Source organism: Mesorhizobium sp. CU3, assembly GCF_006442965.1.
Taxonomy (GTDB): domain Bacteria; phylum Pseudomonadota; class Alphaproteobacteria; order Rhizobiales; family Rhizobiaceae; genus Mesorhizobium.
The window spans coordinates 90,963-112,505 of the sequence record NZ_VFWX01000014.1; the positions used below are offsets into that span (position 1 = coordinate 90,963).

General features: G+C 62.9%; 22 protein-coding genes. 15 read left to right on the forward strand and 7 right to left on the reverse strand.

The features are described 5' to 3' along the window. Positions 1 to 2 precede the first annotated feature (2 nt). Both FJ988_RS21410 and FJ988_RS21415 read right to left on the reverse strand, forming a co-directional pair. Complete coding sequence (locus FJ988_RS21410) at positions 3 to 890, reverse strand: hypothetical protein (RefSeq protein ID WP_140820340.1); 888 nt, start codon at positions 888 to 890, stop codon at positions 3 to 5. A gap of 115 nt (positions 891 to 1,005) precedes the next feature. Further along, the gene (locus tag FJ988_RS21415) at positions 1,006 to 1,395 is read right to left on the reverse strand and encodes a GntR family transcriptional regulator (RefSeq protein ID WP_140820341.1); all 390 of its coding nucleotides are present in this window, start codon (positions 1,393 to 1,395) and stop codon (positions 1,006 to 1,008) included. Positions 1,396 to 1,499: 104 nt separating this feature from the next. Between FJ988_RS21415 and FJ988_RS21420 the strand changes: the two genes are divergently transcribed. Continuing rightward, the gene (locus FJ988_RS21420) at positions 1,500 to 2,417 is read left to right on the forward strand and encodes an NADP-dependent oxidoreductase (RefSeq protein WP_140820342.1); all 918 of its coding nucleotides are present in this window, start codon (positions 1,500 to 1,502) and stop codon (positions 2,415 to 2,417) included. A 138-nt stretch (positions 2,418 to 2,555) separates the two neighbouring features. On the opposite strand, the gene FJ988_RS21425 is transcribed toward FJ988_RS21420, so the two are convergent. After that, positions 2,556 to 3,458, reverse strand: coding sequence for a GNAT family N-acetyltransferase (locus FJ988_RS21425; protein WP_140820343.1), 903 nt, complete (start codon positions 3,456 to 3,458; stop codon positions 2,556 to 2,558). 239 nt (positions 3,459 to 3,697) lie between these two features. Here FJ988_RS21425 and argE point away from each other — a divergent pair, with 239 nt between their 5' ends. Continuing rightward, positions 3,698 to 4,822 (forward strand): acetylornithine deacetylase, encoded by a 1,125-nt coding sequence (gene argE / locus FJ988_RS21430; protein ID WP_140820344.1) that lies wholly within the window; start codon positions 3,698 to 3,700, stop codon positions 4,820 to 4,822. Positions 4,823 to 4,881: 59 nt separating this feature from the next. On the opposite strand, the gene FJ988_RS21435 is transcribed toward argE, so the two are convergent. Next, entirely contained in the window at positions 4,882 to 5,358 is a 477-nt protein-coding gene (locus FJ988_RS21435; RefSeq protein ID WP_140820345.1) for an Lrp/AsnC family transcriptional regulator, read from the reverse strand. 132 nt (positions 5,359 to 5,490) lie between these two features. On the opposite strand from FJ988_RS21435, the gene FJ988_RS21440 reads away from it, so the two are divergent. From FJ988_RS21440 to FJ988_RS21500, 13 genes are all read left to right on the forward strand, one after another. Next, positions 5,491 to 6,978, forward strand: a complete 1,488-nt coding sequence (locus FJ988_RS21440; protein WP_407067847.1) for an NAD-dependent succinate-semialdehyde dehydrogenase — start codon at positions 5,491 to 5,493, stop codon at positions 6,976 to 6,978. A gap of 10 nt (positions 6,979 to 6,988) precedes the next feature. Next, positions 6,989 to 8,392 (forward strand): aspartate aminotransferase family protein, encoded by a 1,404-nt coding sequence (locus tag FJ988_RS21445; RefSeq protein WP_140820346.1) that lies wholly within the window; start codon positions 6,989 to 6,991, stop codon positions 8,390 to 8,392. A 34-nt stretch (positions 8,393 to 8,426) separates the two neighbouring features. Next, entirely contained in the window at positions 8,427 to 9,203 is a 777-nt protein-coding gene (locus tag FJ988_RS21450) for an amino acid ABC transporter ATP-binding protein (RefSeq protein WP_140820347.1), read from the forward strand. A 92-nt stretch (positions 9,204 to 9,295) separates the two neighbouring features. After that, the gene (locus tag FJ988_RS21455; protein WP_407067693.1) at positions 9,296 to 10,063 is read left to right on the forward strand and encodes a transporter substrate-binding domain-containing protein; all 768 of its coding nucleotides are present in this window, start codon (positions 9,296 to 9,298) and stop codon (positions 10,061 to 10,063) included. A gap of 59 nt (positions 10,064 to 10,122) precedes the next feature. Further along, entirely contained in the window at positions 10,123 to 10,836 is a 714-nt protein-coding gene (locus FJ988_RS21460) for an ABC transporter permease subunit (RefSeq protein WP_140820349.1), read from the forward strand. A 1-nt stretch (position 10,837) separates the two neighbouring features. Then, complete coding sequence (locus FJ988_RS21465; RefSeq protein WP_140820350.1) at positions 10,838 to 11,530, forward strand: ABC transporter permease; 693 nt, start codon at positions 10,838 to 10,840, stop codon at positions 11,528 to 11,530. Between the two features lie 11 nt (positions 11,531 to 11,541). Further along, positions 11,542 to 11,889, forward strand: a complete 348-nt coding sequence (locus FJ988_RS21470; RefSeq protein ID WP_140820351.1) for a cupin domain-containing protein — start codon at positions 11,542 to 11,544, stop codon at positions 11,887 to 11,889. A 36-nt stretch (positions 11,890 to 11,925) separates the two neighbouring features. Continuing rightward, a complete protein-coding gene (locus tag FJ988_RS21475) occupies positions 11,926 to 13,269 on the forward strand; it encodes an FAD-binding oxidoreductase (RefSeq protein ID WP_246688626.1) in 1,344 nt (447 codons plus the stop codon). 102 nt (positions 13,270 to 13,371) lie between these two features. Then, on the forward strand, positions 13,372 to 14,295 hold the full coding sequence (locus FJ988_RS21480; RefSeq protein ID WP_140820352.1) for a glyoxylate/hydroxypyruvate reductase A: 924 nt from the start codon (positions 13,372 to 13,374) through the stop codon (positions 14,293 to 14,295). An 80-nt stretch (positions 14,296 to 14,375) separates the two neighbouring features. Beyond that, positions 14,376 to 14,729 carry a cupin domain-containing protein gene (locus tag FJ988_RS21485; protein ID WP_140820353.1) on the forward strand — a complete coding sequence of 118 codons (354 nt, stop codon included), beginning with the start codon at positions 14,376 to 14,378 and terminating at the stop codon, positions 14,727 to 14,729. A 145-nt stretch (positions 14,730 to 14,874) separates the two neighbouring features. Beyond that, a complete protein-coding gene (locus tag FJ988_RS21490; protein WP_140820354.1) occupies positions 14,875 to 16,338 on the forward strand; it encodes an aldehyde dehydrogenase in 1,464 nt (487 codons plus the stop codon). Between the two features lie 10 nt (positions 16,339 to 16,348). Further along, entirely contained in the window at positions 16,349 to 17,392 is a 1,044-nt protein-coding gene (locus FJ988_RS21495; protein ID WP_140820355.1) for a tartrate dehydrogenase, read from the forward strand. 17 nt (positions 17,393 to 17,409) lie between these two features. Continuing rightward, positions 17,410 to 18,867, forward strand: coding sequence for an NAD-dependent succinate-semialdehyde dehydrogenase (locus FJ988_RS21500; RefSeq protein ID WP_140820356.1), 1,458 nt, complete (start codon positions 17,410 to 17,412; stop codon positions 18,865 to 18,867). A gap of 12 nt (positions 18,868 to 18,879) precedes the next feature. Here FJ988_RS21500 and FJ988_RS21505 read toward each other — a convergent pair whose 3' ends face one another. The 3 genes from FJ988_RS21505 to FJ988_RS21515 all read right to left on the reverse strand — a co-directional run bounded on the left by FJ988_RS21505 (position 18,880) and on the right by FJ988_RS21515 (position 21,506). Then, positions 18,880 to 20,154 (reverse strand): FAD-binding oxidoreductase, encoded by a 1,275-nt coding sequence (locus FJ988_RS21505; protein ID WP_140820357.1) that lies wholly within the window; start codon positions 20,152 to 20,154, stop codon positions 18,880 to 18,882. 16 nt (positions 20,155 to 20,170) lie between these two features. Then, positions 20,171 to 20,839: a haloacid dehalogenase type II gene (locus tag FJ988_RS21510; protein WP_140820358.1), complete on the reverse strand. Its 669-nt coding sequence runs from the start codon at positions 20,837 to 20,839 to the stop codon at positions 20,171 to 20,173. Positions 20,840 to 21,104: 265 nt separating this feature from the next. Beyond that, on the reverse strand, positions 21,105 to 21,506 hold the full coding sequence (locus FJ988_RS21515) for a carboxymuconolactone decarboxylase family protein (protein WP_210242782.1): 402 nt from the start codon (positions 21,504 to 21,506) through the stop codon (positions 21,105 to 21,107). Positions 21,507 to 21,543: the final 37 nt, after the last annotated feature.

The window sequence follows — 21,543 nt, forward strand, 5'->3', positions numbered from 1 at the left end:
TGTCAGGCCGGACCGGCAAAATCATCAGGCAATGCGTCCGCGGCCTGGTAGCCTTGGTGTGTAACTCGGAAAAGTTGTCCTTTACCGCTTCTGTCTTCAAGAAGCCCAAGGTGACTTAGTTCGCTGACGGCTGCGGTCATCCTCGCAATAGTCCTGCTATCCGCTCCCTGGCCAGCGAACTGCTGTCGACCGGCGCTGACCACAGTGCCGCTTAGATATCTGCGCACGATAACAGTACCGTTGCCAACGGCTGCTGCCTTCAAAACTCGAAGCCCATCATCGCTGACGGAACGGGCGGGTGAGCTTGGGATAGCAACGGGCGGGCCAAACTGTGTTTCCACCCCAGATGCTGCCCCGTCGGATTTTAGCATGCTTGATACGTAGCTATTTTCCCGCATCGCTGTGGGAAGGTGATCCCGAAGAAGCGATCGCAACTCCTCCGGGGTGTTATAGGTGTGGTACAGTCCCTTATCCTGTGCCCAAGCCTTAAACTCCGCCAGCTTTTTTCTCTGCTCGTCGTCGATCATATCTTGCGGGATCGGGGCATTGGAGAAGTACAGCATCACTGGCTTTCCAGCCTCCATGTGCCGCTCGATCTCTTCGATGGTCCCGCTTGCAGCTTCACCTGTCGGCGTCCCAACCCGGCTCCAGAAAATGCCGACCAGGATATCGGCATGTGCTAACAGCCGATCGTTCACCATCTGCTGTGGGCGACCCGACAACTCGGGAGAACTGTGTGTTTCCCACCCTACGGGCATCAAAACCACGTTCTCAGATCGCGAATAGACCGCGTTCCAGCCCGCGATGGCCTCCCGAACCGATCCGCGCTCGGGGAGTACGTCGCTCGGTGAAGCGATGAAAATTTCCAGAGCAATTGCGTCATATGCCATTCGCGCACCCCTCCATCCTTGGCCCTTTGATAGGATGGCATCGAAAGGCCGAAAATGGAAAGCTCGCCACCGCGAGGCAGTGGGCCGAACGTTCCGGAATAGATTCCGGAACGTTTCAACCGGCAATGAGGTACTGTGCCAGCCAGCCGGCGAGCACGGTCCCGAGGAACATCCAGTCGACGGTCGTCGCTGGCGCTTCTCGTGCGCAACGCGGTAATGCACCGCACGCCACTTGACCGGGTCGATCTCCGGGATGAGCCTGTCGAACTGCTCGTTTGCCCGCCGCGCCGGCGCCGACGGCGAACTGCTCGTCGACGAGCCGTTGGTAGGCGACGCGTACCGTGCCGCGCGAGACGCCGAGTTGGGCGGCCATATCGCGGCAGGACGGAAGCTTTGCTCCCGGGTCGAGCCGACCCGTCTCGATGGCGTCCCGGACCGCCTTGTGGACCTGCGTCGCCAGCGGCGCCCTTGCAGCGCGATCGAGGTCGATGGGCAGAGATGCCATACGCGATGGTACCATCATTCCCGCAAATCTGGTGTTTTTTCATGACCGGAGCCGCCTACATCTAGGGGTATCGCCACGTGACAATGATCGAGGAGACAATTCCCATGAAGGCAATCGTCGTGACGGACCAAGCTGCGGGAGCCGCCGGGATGAAGCTGGTGGAGCGGCCCGAGCCGCAGGCAGCGATAAACGATGTCATCGTTCGGGTTCATGCGTCGGGATTCGTCCCGACCGAGCTCTCATGGCCCTCGACCTGGACCGATCGCGTCGGCCGGGATCGGACGCCGTCGATCCCTGGGCACGAACTGGCCGGAGTGGTTACGGCACTTGGCTATGGCACGACGGGTCTTTCAGTTGGACAACGCGTGTTCGGCCTCGCAGACTGGTATCGCGACGGCACGCTGGCAGAATACATGGCCATAGAGGCACGCAACCTCGCGCCGCTGCCGGGCGACGTCGATTTAACGGTGGGCGCGAGTTTGCCAATCTCGGGTCTGACCGCGTGGCAGGGACTGTTCCAGCACGGCCGCCTTCAGGCGGGGCAGAGCGTCCTGGCGCACGGCGCGGCCGGCGCGGTCGGCTCAATGGTGACGCAACTCGCGCGCGAGGCCGGCGCTTATGTCATCGGCACCGGGCGCGCCGCAGACCGTCAAAAGGCGCTGGATTTCGGCGCAAATGAATTCATCGACCTCGAGAACGACGCCCTGGAAGACATCGGTGAAGTCGATCTGGTGTTCGATGTCATCGGCGGCGACATCCAGAAGCAGTCCGTTGCCCTTATCCGAACCGGAGGAACGCTGGTGACCGTCGTCGGCCCCGCCGAGGCGCTGCCCACCGAGGGTCTGGCGGTCGACTTCGTTGTCGAATCCGATCGTGCCCAGCTGAATGAGATCGTCCAACGGGTGCGGGACGGACGATTGCGAACGAACATTGGAACCGTCGCGAGCCTCGACAGTGCCGTCGCCGCCTTCAACCCGACCGAGCGGATCAGCGGGAAAACAATCATTCGCGTTCGTTCGTGAGTGGCACACCCCCTCGCCTGCCTGGGTTGCGTCAGGGCGAGCGAAACGCAAAGCCCCGAGATAGACTCCCAACCAGTCGCCTACGCACCAAATTCTGCTCAACCGTTCTGAAGCGGCCAAGCGCCGTCGTCTTCGCGCCTACCCGAGCGTCTGGCTGACAAGGGTGTAGGTGGTCGGCTCGGTTGCGCCGGCGGCGGCAAAATCGTCGAGGCGTTTGCCGAGCGACATGGTCAGCACCGTGTCGTAGACGGGCAGCCCGCTATGCGACAGGAAGGAGGCGAACTCGCCGCTCTCCATATGCGTGTCTGCCCTAAGGAAACTGCCAGAATGCTGCGCCACATGCGGCCGGGCGACCGCAACCGCATCGGCGTCGTTTTCAGCCACGACCGGTCCCAGCACATGGCCTCGCCCGAACGGCCGGCAGAGCGCGAAAGCGCAGAGCCTGTCACCCCGGAAAAGACCGTAGCTGACCGAATGCGCGAACAACTTTTCGATAAGCGCCGCCCGCCCGACGCCGAACGCTACCGCGTCGAGCGCGATCGCCGCCGGCGCATCGCTTGCAGTCAAAGCGCGCAGCTCGCCCCGTGTCTCCACCAGCCGGCCTGCCGCCTCGGCGCGCGCTAGCCCCTGGCATTGATAGACAGTCTTTTCCGGCTGGAAGTCGAGCGAGAGATAGAGCCGCCTTGCCGCCCGCGTTGCATTGAGGCGCAGGTCGCGCCCGCCGACCTTTTCGAAGACCCGCTTCATCAGCCATTGCCCGGCGCCGAGCGTCTGCAGGCGCGGCGAGGTGATGACCATGCCGACGGTCGCGAAACCGGCGCCATGCCCGAACCACATGGCGGAGCCCAGAACCCGGCCGATCTCGTCGAGCGCCACGAACCCCTGTCCCGAGCCGCGCAGGAACTGCCAGTCCTCGGCCCGGTGCGGCCATCCCACCGACAGGGACAGCGCGTGCAGACGCTCCAGATCGACGTCCTCGATGTCGCCGATGCGCATCGAGAAAGCGTCGATTTTCAAACTCCCGGACGGCTTCAATTCCATGCCCCTGAAGACTGCCGCAAGAGAGGTTCCAGCCTGTCGGCCGCCCTCTGTCTCGCCAACGCTAACCGAGCGGACCCGTAGGATTTGCTCGAAAGCCGCACGCCAACGCTAGATTCGACTGAAACACTTCCGCTTTCGGCACGCAATCGCGAAAGCGTGCGCGCATCCTCTCGGAAACCTTGCAAGCGTGCACAAGGCGCGGCAGCGTTCCGGCGAAGCGAAATGCCTTGAGGAGCTGAATGGACGTTCTCGACATCCTCGACCGGCTCGTCGCCTTCCCCTCGCTCGCCGGCCAGCCGAACGGCGACATCGCCGGCTGGATCGAGGCCTATCTGGCGAAACACGAGGCGCGGGTCACCCTGCTGCCCGGGCCGGAAGGCGACCGTTCCAATCTTTTCGCCACGATCGGTCCAGCCGATGTTCCGGGCTATGTCCTGTCCGGCCACATGGATGTCGTCCCCGCTGGTGAGCCGCAATGGAGCTCGGACCCGTTCATCTTGCGCCGGGAGGGCGAGCGGCTTTACGGCCGCGGCGCTACTGACATGAAAGGGTTTCTCGCGGCGGTGCTTGCGGCCGTCCCTGCGCTGGCGAAACAGCGCCTGGCCAGGCCGATCCATATCGCTTTCTCTTACGATGAAGAGATCGGATGCCGCGGCGTGCCGCATCTGATCGCCCGGCTTCCCGACCTTTGTGCGAAGCCGCTCGGCGTCATCGTCGGCGAGCCGAGCGGCATGCGCGCCGTGCGCGGCCACAAGGGCAAGGCAGCAGCCCGAGTCACCATCCATGGACGCTCCGGCCATTCCTCGCGCCCCGATCTCGGGCGCAACGCCATCCATGGCATGGCCGAGACGCTCAGCGCCGTCGTGAGCGAGGCCGAGCGGCTGACGCACGGCCCGTTCGACCCGACCTTCGAGCCGCCCTATTCCTCGCTGCAAGCGGGCGTGATCAAGGGCGGACAGTCGGTCAACATCATCCCCGACAACTGCACGCTGGACCTGGAAGCGCGCGCCATTCCCGGCGTCGACCCGGCCAGTCTGCTGGCGCTGGTCAAAGCCAGCACGGAAACCAGCGCAACCGGTGGTTTTCAAGTCGAGTGGACGCCGCTCAGCGCCTATCCGGCGCTGTCGCTGCCGCAGGACGCGCCGCTGGCGGCGTTGTTGCAGGAGCTGACCGGCCAAACCCCGCTCGCCGCCGTCAGCTACGGCACCGAGGCCGGGCTCTACCAGGCCGCCGGGTTGGATGCGATCATCTGCGGCCCCGGCGACATCGGCCGCGCCCACAAGCCGGACGAATACATCCTCGCCGGCGAACTCGCCGCCTGCCAGCGCATGATCGAGATGCTGGGTGCACTTTGCTCGACTTGAAAGAGCGGGCTGCCCGGGCCTTCACACTCGTCCGCCACACCGATCCGGAAGACAAGAAATCAAGAAAAATTATCGAGGTCGATCGGCATCGAAAAACCCACCTTCACCCGGTCCATGATGACCATCGTCTTGAACCCCTTGATGTCCGGATTTTCATAGAAGAACTTTCGAGTGAAGGCTTCATAGTCTTCCATACTTTGGGATGTCACGATCAGAACGAAGTCGGATTCTCCCGTAACGTAATAGCCGTTCATAACCTCCGGGGTGTGGCGGATCGACTGTTTGAAGCGATCAACGATGTCGGCCCGCTCGCGTTCGAGCGAGACAAGCACGAGCATGGCGACGGGGCGACCGACTGTCTTGGGCTTGATGATGGACACATCGGCTTCGATGACACCCTCGTCGCGCAGCCGCTTGAGACGACGCTGAACGGCCGTGGCCGACAGGCCGACCATCTGTCCGAGTTCCTCGGTGCTGTATCGGTTGTGGTTTTGCATGATGCTGACGAGGCGAGCATCAAGGCGATCCAGTTTCATGCCAATCCTTTGCGTATTTCTTCAGATTCTCCAAAAATTTGCAGGAATCCTGCGATCTTGCAAGTACTTGGGACGAATTTCTGCGCCTCTGCGCGCATAGGCTGCCCGTATGAATTCAAGGCGCGAAAATCAATGAACCAGATGGTGCCGCAAGCGCGCTTGGCGCTCGCTCGGCTGAGCGATGCCGGACTGCTGCGGACGCAGTTGTTTGTCGGCGGCACCTTCATTGACACGGATCTCGATATAGCGGTGACCGATCCGGCGACCGGACTGGAGATCGCCCGCGTAGGGGCTTGCGACGAGCCGATGCTCGAACGGGCGATAAGCTGTGCCGGCAATGCCTTCGACGGCTGGCGCGACATGCTGGCGGCAGACAGGGCACGGATCCTTGCGGCGTGGGGACGGCTCGTTCGCGAAAACGTTGCCGACCTTGCCGTCATCCTGTCTGCCGAACAGGGCAAACCGCTTGCGGAAGCGCGCGCTGAAATCCTCTACGGCGCGGGTTTCATGGATTGGTTCGCCGCCGAGGGCGAGCGGGCCTACGGTGAGACCATTCCGAGCCACAAACCGGGGAGCCGGCTATTCGTTTCCATGCAGCCGGTTGGCATCGCTGCGGCCGTTACGCCGTGGAATTTTCCCAGCGCCATGATCGCTCGCAAGGCTTCGGCGGCACTTGCCGCCGGTTGCACGGTGATCGTCAAGCCCGCGGTGGAAACCCCGCTTTCGGCATTGGCGCTCGCAGTGTTGGCGGAGCGCGCAGGATTTCCTCCTGGCGTCTTCCAGGTGGTCACCGGCGAGCCGGGAAGGCTGGTCGGCCGTCTGCTGGATGATCAACGGGTACGCGCGTTCAGCTTCACCGGTTCGACCGAGATCGGCCGAATGCTGCTGTCGCGGGCGGGCAAGACGGTCAAGAAGGTCTCGATGGAACTTGGAGGGCACGCGCCGTTCATCGTGTTCGACGATGCCGATTTCGATCTAGCCATCGAAGGCTGTATGGCGGCTAAGTTCACGACATCCGGGCAGGATTGCCTGGCCGCTAACCGCATCTTCGTGCAGGACCGGCTTTACGATCGTTTCATCGAGCGGCTTGCCAAGCGAATATCAGCACTGCGGAGCGGTTCTGGCTTTGAAGCGGGTGTCGATATAGGACCGATGACGAAGCGGTCCGTAGTCGAAAAGTGCCGAGCCCATATTCACGATGCGCTGGAGCGCGGCGCGCGCCTCGTGGTTGGCGCTGCGCCGGAGCCGGGTGCGGGCAATTTCGTAGCACCGACGCTGCTGGCCGATGTCGACGACCAGATGCTGATTGCCCGCGAAGAGACATTCGGGCCTGTCGCGCCCGTCCTGCGATTTTCGAGCGAAGAAGAAATCCAGGCCCGCGCAAACGCGACCGAGATGGGGCTCGCGGCCTATGTTTACACCACGCATGTTAACCGCGCGATGCGCCTTTCCGACCGGTTGGAATACGGCATGGTCGGGGTGAACACGCCGTCTTTCACCGGCGCTCCGATACCGTTCGGCGGCTGGAAGCAGTCCGGTTTGGGGCGGGAGGGATCTCGCCATGGCCTGCAGGACTTTTCGGAACTGAAATACGTATGTTTTGGCAGCCTGGCCGCCTGAGGAAGCGAATGTGACCACCATCTCCGACATTGCCGAAATGGACCGCCGTTCGGTCCTTCATCCCTTCACCTACTTGAAAGACTATGCGTCCGGATCGGTCGAGCCCACCATAGTCGAGACGGGAAAGGGGGTCCGCGTCCAGGACGCAAATGGCCGCGACTATATCGATGGCTTCGCCGGCCTTTACTGCGTGAACATCGGTTATGGCCGCACCGAAGTCGCGGAGGCCATCGCGCGTCAGGCTTATAAGCTCGCCTACTATCATTCCTATGCCGCGCACACGACCGAGGAACTTGCCCGCCTCTCGGATCGGTTGGTCCGCATGGCGCCGGGACGCATGTCCAAGGTTTTCTACGGTCTGTCCGGCTCCGACGCGAACGAGACGCAGGCCAAGATCGTCTGGTACTACAACAATCTTCGCGGCAAGCCGAAGAAGAAGAAGATCATCGCGCGCGAACGTGGCTATCACGGTTGCTCCGTCGTGGCCGGCTCGATGACCGGATTGAGCTTCTACCACGACCACATGGATCTGCCTGTCTCCGGCATCTTGCGCACCGGCGTGCCGCATTTCTACCGAGGCGCATTGCCCGGTGAAACCGAGGAGGCGTTTTCCCAGCGGCGCGCCGACGAGTTGGAGGCGCTGATCCTCGCTGAGGGGCCCGACACCGTTGCCGCCTTCATCGCCGAACCGGTGCTGGGGACCGGCGGCATCATTCCCCCGCCGGCAAACTACTGGGCCAGGATCCAGGCCGTGCTGAAGAGATACGATGTGCTTCTGATCGCCGACGAAGTCATTTGCGGCTTTGGCCGGACCGGGGCCATGTTCGGTTCCGACCTCTACGGCATGGAACCGGATTTGGTGACGTTGGCCAAGGGGCTGACCTCCGCCTACGTGCCGCTCTCTGCCTCGCTGGTCTCCGAGGAGGTCTATCGCGTGATGGAAGAAGCAACGCCGAGGGTCGGCTCCTTCTCGCATGGCTATACCTATTCCGGCCATCCGATCGGCGCGGCTGCCGCGAACGCGGTGCTCGACATCGTCGAGCGCGAGGATCTCCCCGCTCAGGCTGCGCGCAAGGGCGATTATCTGCTCAAGAGTCTCAAGGCGGCGTTCGAGCAAAATCCGATTGTCGGCGAGGTGCGCGGCGTCGGCATGTTGGCCGCGGTCGAATTCGTCGCGGATCGCGATACCAGGCAGCTCTTCGATCCTTCCCTGAAAGTCGGCGCCCGTATTTCGCAGGCGGCAAAGGCCCGCGGTCTGATCGCCCGCGCAATGCCACACGGCGACATCCTTGGTTTTGCGCCGCCGCTCGTCATGACGGAAGCGGAAATCGACGAGATGGTTGCCATCGCCAAGGCAGCCGTAAGCGAGATCATGCAAACGATCGAAGTCCAAGCGACGAAGCAGCGGTTGTGAAGACGAAAGCGGTACGGACGGAAGACGCCCCGGTATGCACCCTGTTTTGAGAGTTCGCGACCTTCGTAAGGCATTCGGCGCATCCCGCGTGCTCGACGGGGTGAGCTTCCAGATGCGCCAGGGCGAGGTCATTTCCCTCATCGGCTCTTCCGGCTCAGGAAAGAGCACGGCACTACGATGCATCAATTTCCTGGAAATGCCGACCTCGGGCGAGATCGAGGTCATGGGCGACGCGATCTCCACCGCGCAGAACGATCGTCACGAAACGCAGATCGTCAACGCTGCCAACATCAGGGTCTTTCGCCGCCGCATCGGCATGGTCTTTCAGAACTTCAATCTTTGGCCTCATCGCACGGTGCTCGGCAATGTAACCGAGGCGCTGATCTACGTGCTGGCGATGGATAAGCGGAAAGCGCAGGAAACGGCGCTTTCCGCACTCTCGAAGGTCGGCATGGCCGACTTTTGCCAGCGCTATCCAAGCCAGCTTTCGGGCGGCCAGCAGCAGCGCGTCGCGATCGCGCGCGTCCTGGCGATGAAACCCAAGCTGATGCTTTTTGACGAGCCAACGTCCGCGCTCGACCCCGAACTGGTCGGCGAGGTTCTGAAGGTCATCCGAACGCTTGCCGATGACGGGGCGACCATTCTCCTCGTGACGCATGAAATGCGGTTCGCACGCGATGTGTCGAACCGAATGATATTCCTGCACAAAGGTGTCGTTGAGCAGGATGCGATGCCGGAAGAACTGTTTCGCAATCCCGCGTCAGAGGCGGTGAAGCGGTTCCTCTCCAGCGTTATTTCAACCGCCGCCTGATGGCGGCCATAAAACCAGAAAGCAAAGAGGGGTAACTCAACATGCCAGCAAAGAAAACACTTCGCTCAATCTACGCATCCGGCCTCATCGTGATGGCCGCCATGGGCGCCGCATCGGCCGAGGACGGCGTCTTGCGCGTGGGCACCGAAGGCGATGCGCCGCAGTTCAGCATGGCCGATGCCAACGGCAACGTTACCGGTTTCGACGCCGATATCGCCAACGGCATTTGCGCCGAACTCAAGGTCAAATGCAAATTCGTGGTCCAGACGTTCAGTTCCCTGGTGCCGTCGATGGACAGCGACCGCTTCGATGTCATCATCTCGGGCCTCGGCATCACCGATGAGAGGAAGAAGAAGATCGACTATTCCATTCCTTACGCAACCACGCCTGAGTATTTTGTGGTCGCCAAGGATTCTCCGCTCGTCGGATTGAAAAGCCTTGCCGAAATTGAAAAAGCGCTCGCAGGCAAGACCATCGGGGTCGTGAACGGCACCACCTATGCCCAGTTCATCAAGAAGTACATTCCGACCGCCGACTTGAAGACCTACGATGCCACGACCCAGCAGAACGCCGATCTTGCCGCAGGGCGGCTCGACGCTGCCTTCGGCGATTCTCCGACCTGGGTGGACTTCCTGAGTTCGCCTGACGGAGCAAATTTCGCTCGCATCGACGTGAAGGTCACCGGGGCGGACGATCACGAAACACTGGGCTACGGCATGGGTGTCGGCTTGCGCAAAGGCAACACCGAACTCAAGGCGAAGCTGGACGCGGCTCTTTGCAACATGATCAACAACGGCGCGGTGAAGAAGACCTCGGAAAACTGGTTCAAGGACGACTACACCATCGCATGCAAGAAATAATCGTCCCAATGGCAATGGATCGTCGCGGCGGCGCCGCGACGATCTGACGAGATCTATAAATGTTGCAGGATATCTGGGTGCTGTTGGTGGAGAAGGGCTGGGCCCTGGCCCTGCTGCGTGGCGCCGGAATTACAATTTTGATCGGCTTTCTCGGCTTGGTCATCGGGCTGGCGGCGGCAATTCCGCTCGCCATCCTTCGTTGGCGCAGACTTCGCGTGCTGTCTCAGCTTGTCGATGCCTACAGCATCGTCATTCGCGGTGTTCCCGGTCTCCTGGTCATCTATCTGCTTTTTTTCGGGTCGTTGGACTGGGTTCGCAAGATCGCGGCGGCATTCGGCTATGCGGACAGTGCCGAAAATGCCTTTCCATTTATCGTCGGCATCATCGCGATCGCCGCCATCTCGTGCGCGTACTCGATTGAAGTCATAAGGGGTGCGCTGCAGGCCGTACCCGTCGGCATGCTGGAGGCGGCCCGATCGCTTTCGCTGTCGTCCCGAGTGACCTTCTTCCGGGTGACGTTGCCGCTCGCCTTCAGGCTGGCTCTGGGTGGCATCAACAACGTCTGGCAGATGACGATCAAGGACACTTCGCTCGTTTCCGTCGTGGGCATGCAGGAGTTGATGCGGGCTGCGGCAGTTGCCGCGGGCATCACGCGCTCGCCGCTTCTGTTTTATTGCCTGGCGGCGATCATGTTTTATGCCATGACCGCCGTGAGCCAGACCCTGTTCGGCAGCGCGGAGAAATACCTCAATCGCGGTTTCCGTCGGAGCTGACATGGATCTCAGCATCGTCACATACGCGATTCCGTTTTTGCTCGTCGGCGCGAAGACCACCCTGCTTATTGCCGCGTTCGGAGTTGGCGTCGGCCTGCCATTCGGCATTCTGCTGGCCACAGCCAGAACATCCCGACACGGACTTCTCCGCCGCTGTACCGATTTCTACTGCTCGGTCTTCAGAGGCACCCCGATGCTCGTGCAGATATTCGTGATCTACTACGGCCTCGCGCAGATCGATTTTGTTCGCCACAACGCGATCCTTTGGTGGATGGTAGGCGACAGCCTTCGTGCCGCGGTGATCGCGGTCATTCTCAATACCGGCGCCTATACGGCCGAAATCTTCCGCACTGCCCTGCTGTCGCTCCCACGCGGGCAGATCGAGGCGGCGGAGGCCTGCGGCATGTCCCCGTGGGTGATCTTCCGGCGGATCAAGTTCCCCTTGGCCTTGCGGCAGGCGCTGCCCTCCTACAGCACCGAGGTAGCCGTCATCGTCAAGGAATCGAGCCTTGCTTCCACCATCACCGTGCTTGAGATCACCGGCTATGCCAAACGGCTGATGAGCGAGACCTTCGCCATCATGGAAATCTTCGTCATCACCGCAGCATTCTATCTCGTCATCAACGTCGTCTGTCTAACGGCGCTGAATGTCCTCGAAAGACGATTGTCTTTCGATCGGCACACAGCGCGCTGAAAGGTATTTTTATGTCCAAACTGACTTTCTTCGATCACCTCCCCGAACCGAGGAAGGGAGAGCTTCTGCCGGAGCGGCGGGTGGAAGGCGATCCGCGCTTTCTGACCTGGGACATCGCCGAGACAGCTGACGGTCAAGTGCGGACGGGTGTTTGGGAAGCCACGCCCGGCGCCTATCGCTCGATCAAGGGCGCCACCTTCGAATTCTGCTACATCCTTTCGGGGGTCTCGGAACTCGTTGAGGACGGGCTTGAGCCACGCCGCGTTACGGCCGGTGATGCGTTCGTCATGCATCCCGGATTCACGGGAATCTGGCGGGTGATCGAAACGACGCGAAAGCTTTGGGTCTCTCGCGATTGATCCGCAACACCTTCCCGTTCCAGGCTGATCGATCCGATGATGCATAGCACAGGCACCGCTACCGTACGCCCCTTCAAATCCACGCCGTATTGGTGGGAGGATTGCGCTTTTGCCCCCCTTCCTGTGATGCCGTTGGCCGCACGATGCGACGTCGCCATAGTCGGCGGCGGCTACGCTGGCCTCTCGGCAGCCATCGAGCTTGCAAGGGCCGGGCTCAACGTTCAGCTTTTCGATCGGCAGCCGATCGGACAAGCCGCATCCAGTCGCAATGGCGGGATGGCGAGCGGCAGCATCAGGCCAAGCCGCAAGCAATTGATCCATCGATTCGGCGAGGCTCGCGCCAATGCCATCTTGATGGAGGGAAAGGCTGCTCGAGACGATCTTCAAACCTTTCTCGACGAAGAGAAGGTGGAGTGCGATTTTTTCCTCTCCGGCCTGTTCGACGGAGCGATAAATGATCGCGAATGCGAGGAACTGAGCCGTTACGCCGAGCTGCTGCAGCGCTTCCTGGGCATCGAGGCGTTTTCGGTGTCGCGCGCGGAAGTTCCACGATACATCGGCACGGATTTCTATGCCGGCGGCTTTGTCCGCATGGACATTGGCGGGCTTCATCCCGCCAAGCTGCTTGACGGCATCTTGCGCATTGCCCGGGCCAGCGGCGCAACCATCCACGAGAACACGGCTGTTCTGGCAACGAGCGCGGACGTTGGCGGCGTGCGCGTCGCCACTTCGCGCGGCGAAGTATTCGCGAAAAAGGTGCTGGTGTGCACCGACGCCTACACAGACGGCTTCGACCCCTGGCTTCGGCGCCGTATCGTGCCGGTGCGCAGCCGTATCGTCGCCACGGAGCCTCTAGGCGATGGCGTCATGGACCGTCTCATGCCGAAGCGCATGATGTATGGCGATACAAGGCAGCTCAGCTACTATTACCGTCCATCGCCGGACGGTTCGCGCATTCTCTTTGGCGGACGGGACGGTACGACCGAAGGCGACCCGCTTTCTCCCACCACACATTTGCGTTCCGAGCTTGGTCGCATATTCCCCGACCTGCAGAACGTCGCCCTGTCTCATAGTTGGTTTGGCCAGGTCGCAATGCACCGTGACATGATCCCACGCCTGTTTACGGCGGGGGACACGGTCTATGCGACCGGCTTCTGCGGTTCCGGTGTGGTCTGGGCGCGCTGGCTCGGCAAGAAGGCTGCCTTGAAGCTCATCGGCAGGACAGACGATGCGGGATCGGCCTTCGACTTCGACCGCGCGCCAAAGGCCGTGCCCTTCTACCGCGGCCGACCGTGGTTCATCCCTGCAGTCTATTCGCTCTACGAATGGCGGGACAAGCGCGCAATCCGCCTTGGAAAACAGAGCGATAGGCGGCCCTGACCATCGCTGCCTCGATCCGCAGCGCAGTCGCGGCGATATTGATCTCCACAAGTCCGAATGTGCCTGGAGGGTTGGAATGAAGCGTTTGAAGGAGCGGCCGCGATGACTTTCCTGTTCAATTCCGATGCGCGGCGCGGCGCGGTTTTCGCCAACGCCTTCGCCAGGGAGCTGCCGGACCTTGCCTTCGCGATGGACCCGGCGGCGGTCGATCCCGATGCCGTGCGCTACCTGATCACCTGGACCGTCCCGGATAACCTCGCCCGCTACAAAAATCTCGAAATCCTCTTCTCCATCGGCGCCGGCGTCGACCAGTTTCGCCTCGATACCGTGCCTGCGGACGTAAAGGTCGTGCGCATGGTCGAGGAGGGCATCGTGCGCATGATGCAGGAATATGTCGCGATGGCCGTGCTTGCGCTCCACCGCAACCTGCCGGCCTATCTGGCGCAGCAGCGCGCCGGCGAGTGGCGTGACATCCCGCAGCCGCAGGCCGGATCGCGCCGGATCGGCGTGCTCGGCCTCGGCCAGCTCGGCCAGGCTGTCCTCGACCGGCTTAAACCCTTCGGCTTCCCGCTCGCCGGTTGGAGCCGCTCGCCGCGCCGGATCGAGGGCGTGACCTGCCACGATGGCGAGCGCGGACTGGAGGAGATGCTCGCGGCCAGCGACATACTCATTTGCCTGCTGCCGCTGACCGAGGAGACGCGTGGTTTCCTCGATGCCGGACTGTTTGCGAAACTGCCTGAAGGCGCAGCACTGATCCACACCGGCCGGGGGCCGCAGCTCGACCATGAAGCGCTTATCGCCGCGCTCGACAGCGGCCATCTCTCGGCGGCGATGGTCGACGTCACCGATCCCGAACCGTTGCCCGCCGGCCATCCATTCTGGGCGCATCCGAAGATCATCCTCACCCCGCACATCGCCAGCGTCACCCAGCCAGCGACCGCCGCGCGCGCTGTTATCGACAACATCAGGCGCCACCGCGCCGGTCTCGACCCGATCGGGCTCGTCGACCGCTCGCGCGGCTATTAATGCATGTCGCCGAGAAGTGTGCCGCGGTTCTGGGAGAACGACATGCATCAAAAATCAACTCTAACCTGAAAGGCCACCCCTTGTCCTTGCTCAAGACCGTCGAAACCGACCCGTCCTTCCCGCCACACCAATCCAAGGCCATGCCCGAGCGGCTGATCGCCGGCGACCCCGCGTTCAAAACCTGGGCGCAGGACGTCGCCAAGGACGACCTCGTCCATACCGGCGTCTGGGAAGCTACACCGGGAGAGACGCGCTCGATCAAGGGCGAGACTTTCGAGTTCTGCCATATCCTCGCCGGCGTGATCGAAATCACGCCCGACGGCAGCAAGCCGGTTACCTACCGCGCCGGCGACAGCTTTGTCATGAAACCCGGCTTCACCGGGGTCTGGAAGACGATCGAAACCGTGCGCAAGATCTACGTGACGGTCGGCTGACCAGCCCGACCTCCAGCAACCGCAACAGATTTTGCCGTCCCGCGGGGTTCTCGCGCAACATTCGTCCGCGGCGGTTCGCCGAACGATGCATGCTGCTTGCCCACCCAAGCTAGGCTTCCTTCAGAATAGCTGAGAGTGGGCGCCCATGGGCCTGAGCTTCGACCCGGATACGATCTCGCTTCCCGTCGGCCATTTCATCGGCGGCGAGCTGCTCGCGGCCGAGGGCGCGATCGAGATGCGCCGCCCGTCGGACGGCAAGGCATACGCCGCCTGTCCGGTGGCCAGCGTCGACATGATCGACCGCGCGGTCGAAAGCGCCAAGGCGGCGCTGAAGTCCAGCAACTGGGGCGGCGTTCGCCCGCGCGAGCGCACCAGGGCGCTGCAGGCCTGGGCCGACCTGATCGAGGCGGAGGCCGCGACACTCGCCCGCATCGAGGCGCTGTGCTCCACGCGCCCCGTTGGCCAGCTCGTCGCCGGCGACATCGCCATCACTGCCGAGCAGATACGCTTCTTCGCCGAATTCGCCGACAAGGAAGGTAGCGAGCTGGCGCCGACCGACGACGCCAGCCTCGGCATGATCATGAGCGAGCCCTATGGCGTGGTCGGCGCGATCACGCCGTGGAATTTCCCGATCTCGATGGCCGGCTGGAAGCTCGGCCCGGCGCTGGCAGCCGGCAACGCGGTGGTGTTGAAGCCGTCGGAAATGACGCCCTTTTCGACCGTCTATTTGGCTGAGCTCGCCGTAAGAGCAGGCTTGCCCGCGGGCTTGATAAACGTGGTGCTCGGCGACGGCCCGACCACCGGCACGGCGCTGACCGGCCATGCCGAAATTGCAAAGGTCTCGTTCACCGGCTCGACCCGCGCAGGCTCGGCGATCATGGAGAACGTCGCCCGCACCGGCGTCAAGCCGATGACGCTGGAGCTCGGCGGCAAGAGCCCGCAGCTCGTCTTTGCCGATGCCGACCTCGACAAGGCGGCGGCGGCCATCGCCGGCAGCGTCACCTTCAACGCCGGCCAGGCCTGCGTCGCCGGCACGCGGCTGATCGTCGAGAAGCGCGTGGCCGACAGGCTGACGGCCGCGATCCTGGAGAAGATGAAGGCGGTGCGGGCCGGCCCGACCTGGGACGAAGCGACATACTATTCGCCTGTTATCTCGGAGCGGCAGCGGGCGCGTGTCGACGGCATCGTGCAGGCCGCCGTCAAGGCTGGCGGCGAATGCCTGACCGGTGGTTCCATGATGGACGATCCCGGCTATTTCTACGAACCGACGCTGATCGCCGATGTCGATCAGGTAAACCCAGCGATCGTCGAGGAGATCTTCGGCCCGGTCCTGACTGTTCAGACCTTCGAGACCGAGGAAGAAGCATTGGCGCTGTCCAGCCATCCAACCTACGGCCTGGCCTCCGGCCTCTTCACCACCGATCTGTCCCGCACCATCCGCATCGCGCGCAAGCTCGAAGCGGGCACCGTGTGGGTCAACCGCTACAGCCGCTCGCGCGACCACATCCTGCCGACCGGCGGCTACAAGCGCTCCGGCATCGGCAAGGACCTCGGCCGCGAGGCCTATCTCGCCAACCGCAGGACGAAGAGCGTCCTGGTCAGCCTCTAGAGAGATGCCGATGAAATCCTATTCGATCGCCCTGATCCCCGGTGACGGCATCGGCCGTGACGTCACCGCCGCCGCCTCGACGGTGCTGGAAACGGTGGCCAAGCAGTCGGGCTTTGCCTTGGCTGGCACCGAATTTCCCTGGTCCTGCACATTCTACAAAGAGACCGGCCGCATGATGCCGGAGAATGGCATCGAGACCTTGCGCGGCTTCGACGCCATCCTGCTCGGCGCCGTCGGCTGGCCGGCGGAGGTGCCGGATTCGGTCTCGCTGCATGGCCTTTTGCTGCCGATCCGCAAGGCCTTCGTGCAATACGCCAACATCCGGCCGCACCGCCTCTTGCCTGGCGTCACCGGACCGCTGCGGGTGGAAGGTTTCGACATCCTGTGCATCCGCGAAAACACCGAAGGCGAATATTCCGGCGCCGGCGGCCGCGTGCACCAGGGCACGCTGGACGAGGTCGCGGTGGAAACCTCGATCTTCACCCGCACCGGGGTCGAGCGCATCCTGCGCTTCGGCTTCGAGCAGGCACGGGCGCGGCGCCGCAAGCTCGCCTCCGTCACCAAATCCAACGCCCAGAAATACTCGATGGTGTTCTGGGACGAGATCACCCGCAAGCTGGCCGCAGAATACGCTGACATCGAAGTCACCAGCTATCACGTTGACGCGCTCGCCGCGCGCATGATCATGCAGCCGGAGAGCCTTGACGTGGTCGTCGCCTCCAATCTCTTCGGCGACATCTTGACCGACATCGGCGCGGCGATCCAGGGCGGCCTGGGCTATGCCGCTTCCGCCAACATCAATCCCGATCGCTCGGCGCCGTCGATGTTCGAGCCGGTGCACGGCTCCGCGCCCGACATCGCCCATCTCGGCATCGCCAATCCGATCGCCACGATCTGGTCCGGCGCTATGATGCTCGATCATCTGGGCGAGAAGGTTGCGGGCGGGCGCATCATGAAGGCTCTCGAGGCAACGACCGCGCAAGGCATCGGCACCAAACCCGGTAAGGACCGCACGGAAGCCATCACCGCCGCCGTCATTGCGGCACTCACCTGATTGCAAGGTCGATTTCGATGAAGAACCTCAAGGACAAAACTCTGTTCCGCGAAGCCGGCCTGATCGACGGCAAATGGGTCGCGGCCGCTTCCGGCAAGACGGTAGATGTCGTCGATCCGGCGACCCAGGCCGCGATCGGCACGGTGCCCGACATGGCCGGCGCCGAGACCCGCGCGGCCATAGAGGCCGCGGCGTCCGCATACAGAAGCTGGAAGAAGAAGACCAACGCCGAGCGCGCCGCCCTGCTGGAAGCCTGGCATGGGCTGATGCTGGCGCATCTGGACGATCTGGCGCTGATCCTGACGACGGAACAGGGCAAGCCGCTGGACGAGGCCAAGGGCGAGATCCGCTATGGCGCCTCCTTCGTCAAATGGTTCGCCGAAGAGGCGCGCCGCATCAACGGCCACACCATTCCTTCCCCGACGGCCGACCGGCGCATCATCGTGCTGAAGGAACCGGTCGGCGTCTGCGGCATCATCACGCCGTGGAATTTCCCCAACGCCATGATCACCCGGAAGGTCGCGCCGGCGCTGGCCGCCGGCTGCACGGTGGTGATCAAGCCGTCCGAGTTCACGCCCTATTCGGCGCTGGCGCTCGGCGTGCTGGCCGAGCGCGCCGGCATCCCCGCCGGGGTCATCAACATCGTCACCGGCATGCCGACCGAGATCGGCAACGAGATCATGGCCAACGAGACGGTGCGCAAGATCTCCTTCACCGGCTCGACGCGCGTCGGCTCGCTGCTGATGCGCGGCGCCGCCGACAGCGTGAAGCGGCTCAGCCTCGAACTCGGCGGCAATGCGCCCTTCATCGTCTTCGACGACGCCGATCTCGACCTTGCCGTCGAGGGCGCGCTGGTCTCGAAATTCCGCAATGGCGGCCAGACCTGCGTCTGCGCCAACCGCATCATCGTCCAGGCCGGTGTCTACGATACCTTCGCCGCGAAGCTTACCACCCGCGTCAACGCCATGACCGTCGGGCCCGGCACGCAGCCCGGCGTCGCCATCGGACCGATGATCAACAGGGCGGCGGTCGAGAAGATCAACCGCCATGTCGAGGACGCGCTGGCCAAGGGTGCGGAGATCATCACGCAGAAGCCGGCTCTGCCGGAAGGCGCGCAATATGTCGCGCCGCTGGTGCTGACCGGCGCCACAAAAGACATGGAACTTGCCGGCGAGGAAACCTTCGGCCCGGTCGCGCCGCTTTTCCGTTTCGAGACCGAAGAGGAGGCGATCGCGCTCGCCAACGGCACGCCCTTCGGCCTTGCCTCCTACTTCTACACCGAGAATCTGAGACGCGCCTGGCGCGTCGGCGAAGCGCTGGAGTTCGGCATGGTGGGCCTGAACACCGGCTCGGTCTCGATCGAGGTCGCCCCCTTCGGCGGCGTCAAGCTCTCCGGCCTCGGTCGCGAGGGCGCGCAGGCCGGCATCGAGGAATATCTCGAGATGAAGAGTTTTCACATGGGCGGGCTGGGCTAGGCCGAGTCCCGCTCACTGCACCCGGTCGAGCGCCTTGTAGTAGAGTCCGACCACCGGCAGGAACCAGGGCTTGCCCGAGTAGCCTGGGATGGACGGCCATTCGAGCCCCTTCAGCGGATTGCGGTCCTCGCGGCCGAGTATGGCATCGGCCAGGATCATGCCGAGATGGGTGGAAAGCTGCGCGCCGTGGCCGGAATAGCCCATCGCGTACCAGACGCCGTCATGGTAGCCGGCGCGCGGAAAACGATCCTTGGTCATATCGACCAGCCCGCCCCAGCAATAGTCGATCTCGACCTTGGCGAGCTGTGGGAACATCGCGGCGAGGCTTGCCTGCAAGATCTGTCCGCTCTTGGCATCCGAGCGCTGATCCGATGTCGCCGAGAAGCGCGCGCGGCCGCCGAAGATCAGGCGCCGGTCCGGCGAGAGCCGGAAATAATTGCCGATGTTCATCGAAGTCACGCATGTCCGGTTGCCGGGCATGGTGGCCGCGATCTCGGCGTCGCTGAGCGGCCGCGTCGCGATGATGAAGCTGCCGACGGAGATGATCCGGCGGCGGAAATAATCGAAATTCGGCGTGGTGTAGGCGCCGGTCGCCACCAGAACATTGTCGGCGCTGATCCGGCCGCGCGATGTAGTCAGCTCGTGCCTTGCGCCGGCCTGCTTGCGGCCCGTCACCGCGGCATTCTCATAGATGACGGCGCCGTGGCGGGCGGCGGCCGTGGTCAGGCCAGCGACATAGCGGCCCATATGCATCATGCCGCTCTTCTTCGACAGCATCGCGCCATGGAAGGGCGAGCCGATCTCCGACTTGAGATCGGCCGCCGACAGCAGTGCCGTTTCCGGATCCACCTCTGCATGGAGCGCTTCGAAATTACGGGCGATCGCATCAAAGTGTTGCGGCTTGGAGGCCAGCTTCAGCTTGCCCGCGCGACGGAAATTGCAGTCGATGCCTTCCTCGGCGACCAGCGCCTCGATCGTATCGACGGAATCGTCCAGCGCCCGGTAAAGCGCGATGGCGCGTTCCTTGCCGAGCTCCGCCTTGGCCGAAAGATAGCTGTGAGCGAGGCCGTTGTTGAGGTGACCGCCGTTGCGCCCGGAGGCGCCCCAGCCGACCCGCTCCGCTTCCAGCACCACCACCTTGGCGCCGACCTTCGCCAGTTGGCGCGCCGCGGCGAGGCCGGTGAAGCCGCCGCCGATGATAGCCGCATCGTAATGCCCATCGACCGGGCCTTGCGCGCCGCCTGCAAAGAGCGGGGCGGTGTCGTGCCAGTAGGAGACGAACTTCATCGGCGACCCGCCTGTTTCAAAGACCGACCATGCCCGGCAGGCCGGAAATGTCCGCGATCTCGACATAGCCGTAGTAAGGATTGGCCGGCTCGTGACGGCGATTGACCCAGACCTTGTTCTTGATGCCGAGGTCATGCGCCGACATCAGGTCGTAGCGGAACGATGACGAACAGTGAAGAACGTCTTCCGGGCGGCAGCCCAGTCTGTCGAACATGTATTCGAAAGCCTGGAAACGCGGCTTGTAGGCCTGCGCCTGCTCGGCCGTGTAGACGGCATGGAACGGCGCGCCGAGCTTTTCGACGTTGGACATGATCTGCGCGTTCATGGCGTTGGAGAGGATGACCAGCGGGATTTCCTTGGCGACTTTGGCGAGGCCCGCCGGGACGTCGGCATGCGGACCCCAGGTCGGCACGCGCTCGTACACCATCTTCGCGTCATCGTCGCTGAAGGCGGCGCCGTTGCGCTTGCAGGCGCGCTCGAGCGCATTGTGGATCACGTCGGCATAAGGCTTCCAGTCGCCCAGGATCTCGTCCAGCCGGTACGCCGCGAAATTCTTGATGAACTCCTGCATGCGCGGCTCGTCGAGCCGGCTGCCATAGAGATCGCGCGCCGCTTCCGCCATCTGGAAATTGGTCAACGTGCCGTAGCAGTCGAAGGTGATGTATTTGGGCCTGAAGGGAGCCATAGCAGTCGATCTCCGGTGGAAGCACATTCGCGTTCGGATGTGCTTCATCATAGGACGCAGGCATCGACCCACCTGACCGAAATCGACCTCCCGAAAGCAGAAAGTTCCGTATCCGCTGGCCGGTTTGGCATGCTGTAGCATGCCGAAGGCCGATGATCGTTAAGTGGCCGTCAGGCGGCGCGCCGCGCCAGACCGGTCTGGCGGGCGCGTTGTCGCTTCGGCCATCGAGAGCACGGCCACGAGAAGCCCATGGCGCTAGCTCGGTTCAGCTTTGTTCGGCGAGAAGGTCCTTCACATTGACGAGCGCGTTTCGGACAGCGGCTCCGCCGGCATAAAACAGCAGCTGCAATATGGTTTCGATGATTTGCTGCCTCGTTGCCCCGAGCGCCAGGGCGGCCTGAGTGTGCGCACGCAGCTGCGGAACGGTATGGCCAAGGGTAACGCATGAAGCGATGACGACAAGTTCCCGCGTTATGCGATCCAATCCGGGACGGCTCGTAATGCCGCCCAGCGCCCATTCGATCGACATCTCCGTGAAGTCGGGACAGAGGCCTTCCATGTCCTTTTTGAGAGCTTCGCCGGAACCGGCCCCGAACAGTTGCTCGAAAACCGCCATGCCTCGCGCGCGAAGTTCGGGATTGGATATCATGGAGCTCTTTTCGGTCATTGTCGGGCCTTTCCTTGCGACGAGAAGAATGAACGAT

Coding starts and splice junctions, on each gene's coding strand:
- FJ988_RS21490 (WP_140820354.1), top strand. CDS start 14,875: ATGGGCCTGAGCTTCGACCCGGATACGATCTCGCTTCCCGTCGGCCAT.
- FJ988_RS21420 (WP_140820342.1), top strand. CDS start 1,500: ATGAAGGCAATCGTCGTGACGGACCAAGCTGCGGGAGCCGCCGGGATG.
- argE (WP_140820344.1), top strand. CDS start 3,698: ATGGACGTTCTCGACATCCTCGACCGGCTCGTCGCCTTCCCCTCGCTC.
- FJ988_RS21450 (WP_140820347.1), top strand. CDS start 8,427: ATGCACCCTGTTTTGAGAGTTCGCGACCTTCGTAAGGCATTCGGCGCA.
- FJ988_RS21440 (WP_407067847.1), top strand. CDS start 5,491: ATGAACCAGATGGTGCCGCAAGCGCGCTTGGCGCTCGCTCGGCTGAGC.
- FJ988_RS21465 (WP_140820350.1), top strand. CDS start 10,838: ATGGATCTCAGCATCGTCACATACGCGATTCCGTTTTTGCTCGTCGGC.
- FJ988_RS21415 (WP_140820341.1), bottom strand. CDS start 1,395: ATGGCATCTCTGCCCATCGACCTCGATCGCGCTGCAAGGGCGCCGCTG.
- FJ988_RS21470 (WP_140820351.1), top strand. CDS start 11,542: ATGTCCAAACTGACTTTCTTCGATCACCTCCCCGAACCGAGGAAGGGA.
- FJ988_RS21495 (WP_140820355.1), top strand. CDS start 16,349: ATGAAATCCTATTCGATCGCCCTGATCCCCGGTGACGGCATCGGCCGT.
- FJ988_RS21460 (WP_140820349.1), top strand. CDS start 10,123: ATGTTGCAGGATATCTGGGTGCTGTTGGTGGAGAAGGGCTGGGCCCTG.
- FJ988_RS21500 (WP_140820356.1), top strand. CDS start 17,410: ATGAAGAACCTCAAGGACAAAACTCTGTTCCGCGAAGCCGGCCTGATC.
- FJ988_RS21455 (WP_407067693.1), top strand. CDS start 9,296: ATGGCCGCCATGGGCGCCGCATCGGCCGAGGACGGCGTCTTGCGCGTG.
- FJ988_RS21510 (WP_140820358.1), bottom strand. CDS start 20,839: ATGGCTCCCTTCAGGCCCAAATACATCACCTTCGACTGCTACGGCACG.
- FJ988_RS21505 (WP_140820357.1), bottom strand. CDS start 20,154: ATGAAGTTCGTCTCCTACTGGCACGACACCGCCCCGCTCTTTGCAGGC.
- FJ988_RS21435 (WP_140820345.1), bottom strand. CDS start 5,358: ATGAAACTGGATCGCCTTGATGCTCGCCTCGTCAGCATCATGCAAAAC.
- FJ988_RS21410 (WP_140820340.1), bottom strand. CDS start 890: ATGGCATATGACGCAATTGCTCTGGAAATTTTCATCGCTTCACCGAGC.
- FJ988_RS21480 (WP_140820352.1), top strand. CDS start 13,372: ATGACTTTCCTGTTCAATTCCGATGCGCGGCGCGGCGCGGTTTTCGCC.
- FJ988_RS21475 (WP_246688626.1), top strand. CDS start 11,926: ATGATGCATAGCACAGGCACCGCTACCGTACGCCCCTTCAAATCCACG.
- FJ988_RS21515 (WP_210242782.1), bottom strand. CDS start 21,506: ATGACCGAAAAGAGCTCCATGATATCCAATCCCGAACTTCGCGCGCGA.
- FJ988_RS21425 (WP_140820343.1), bottom strand. CDS start 3,458: ATGGAATTGAAGCCGTCCGGGAGTTTGAAAATCGACGCTTTCTCGATG.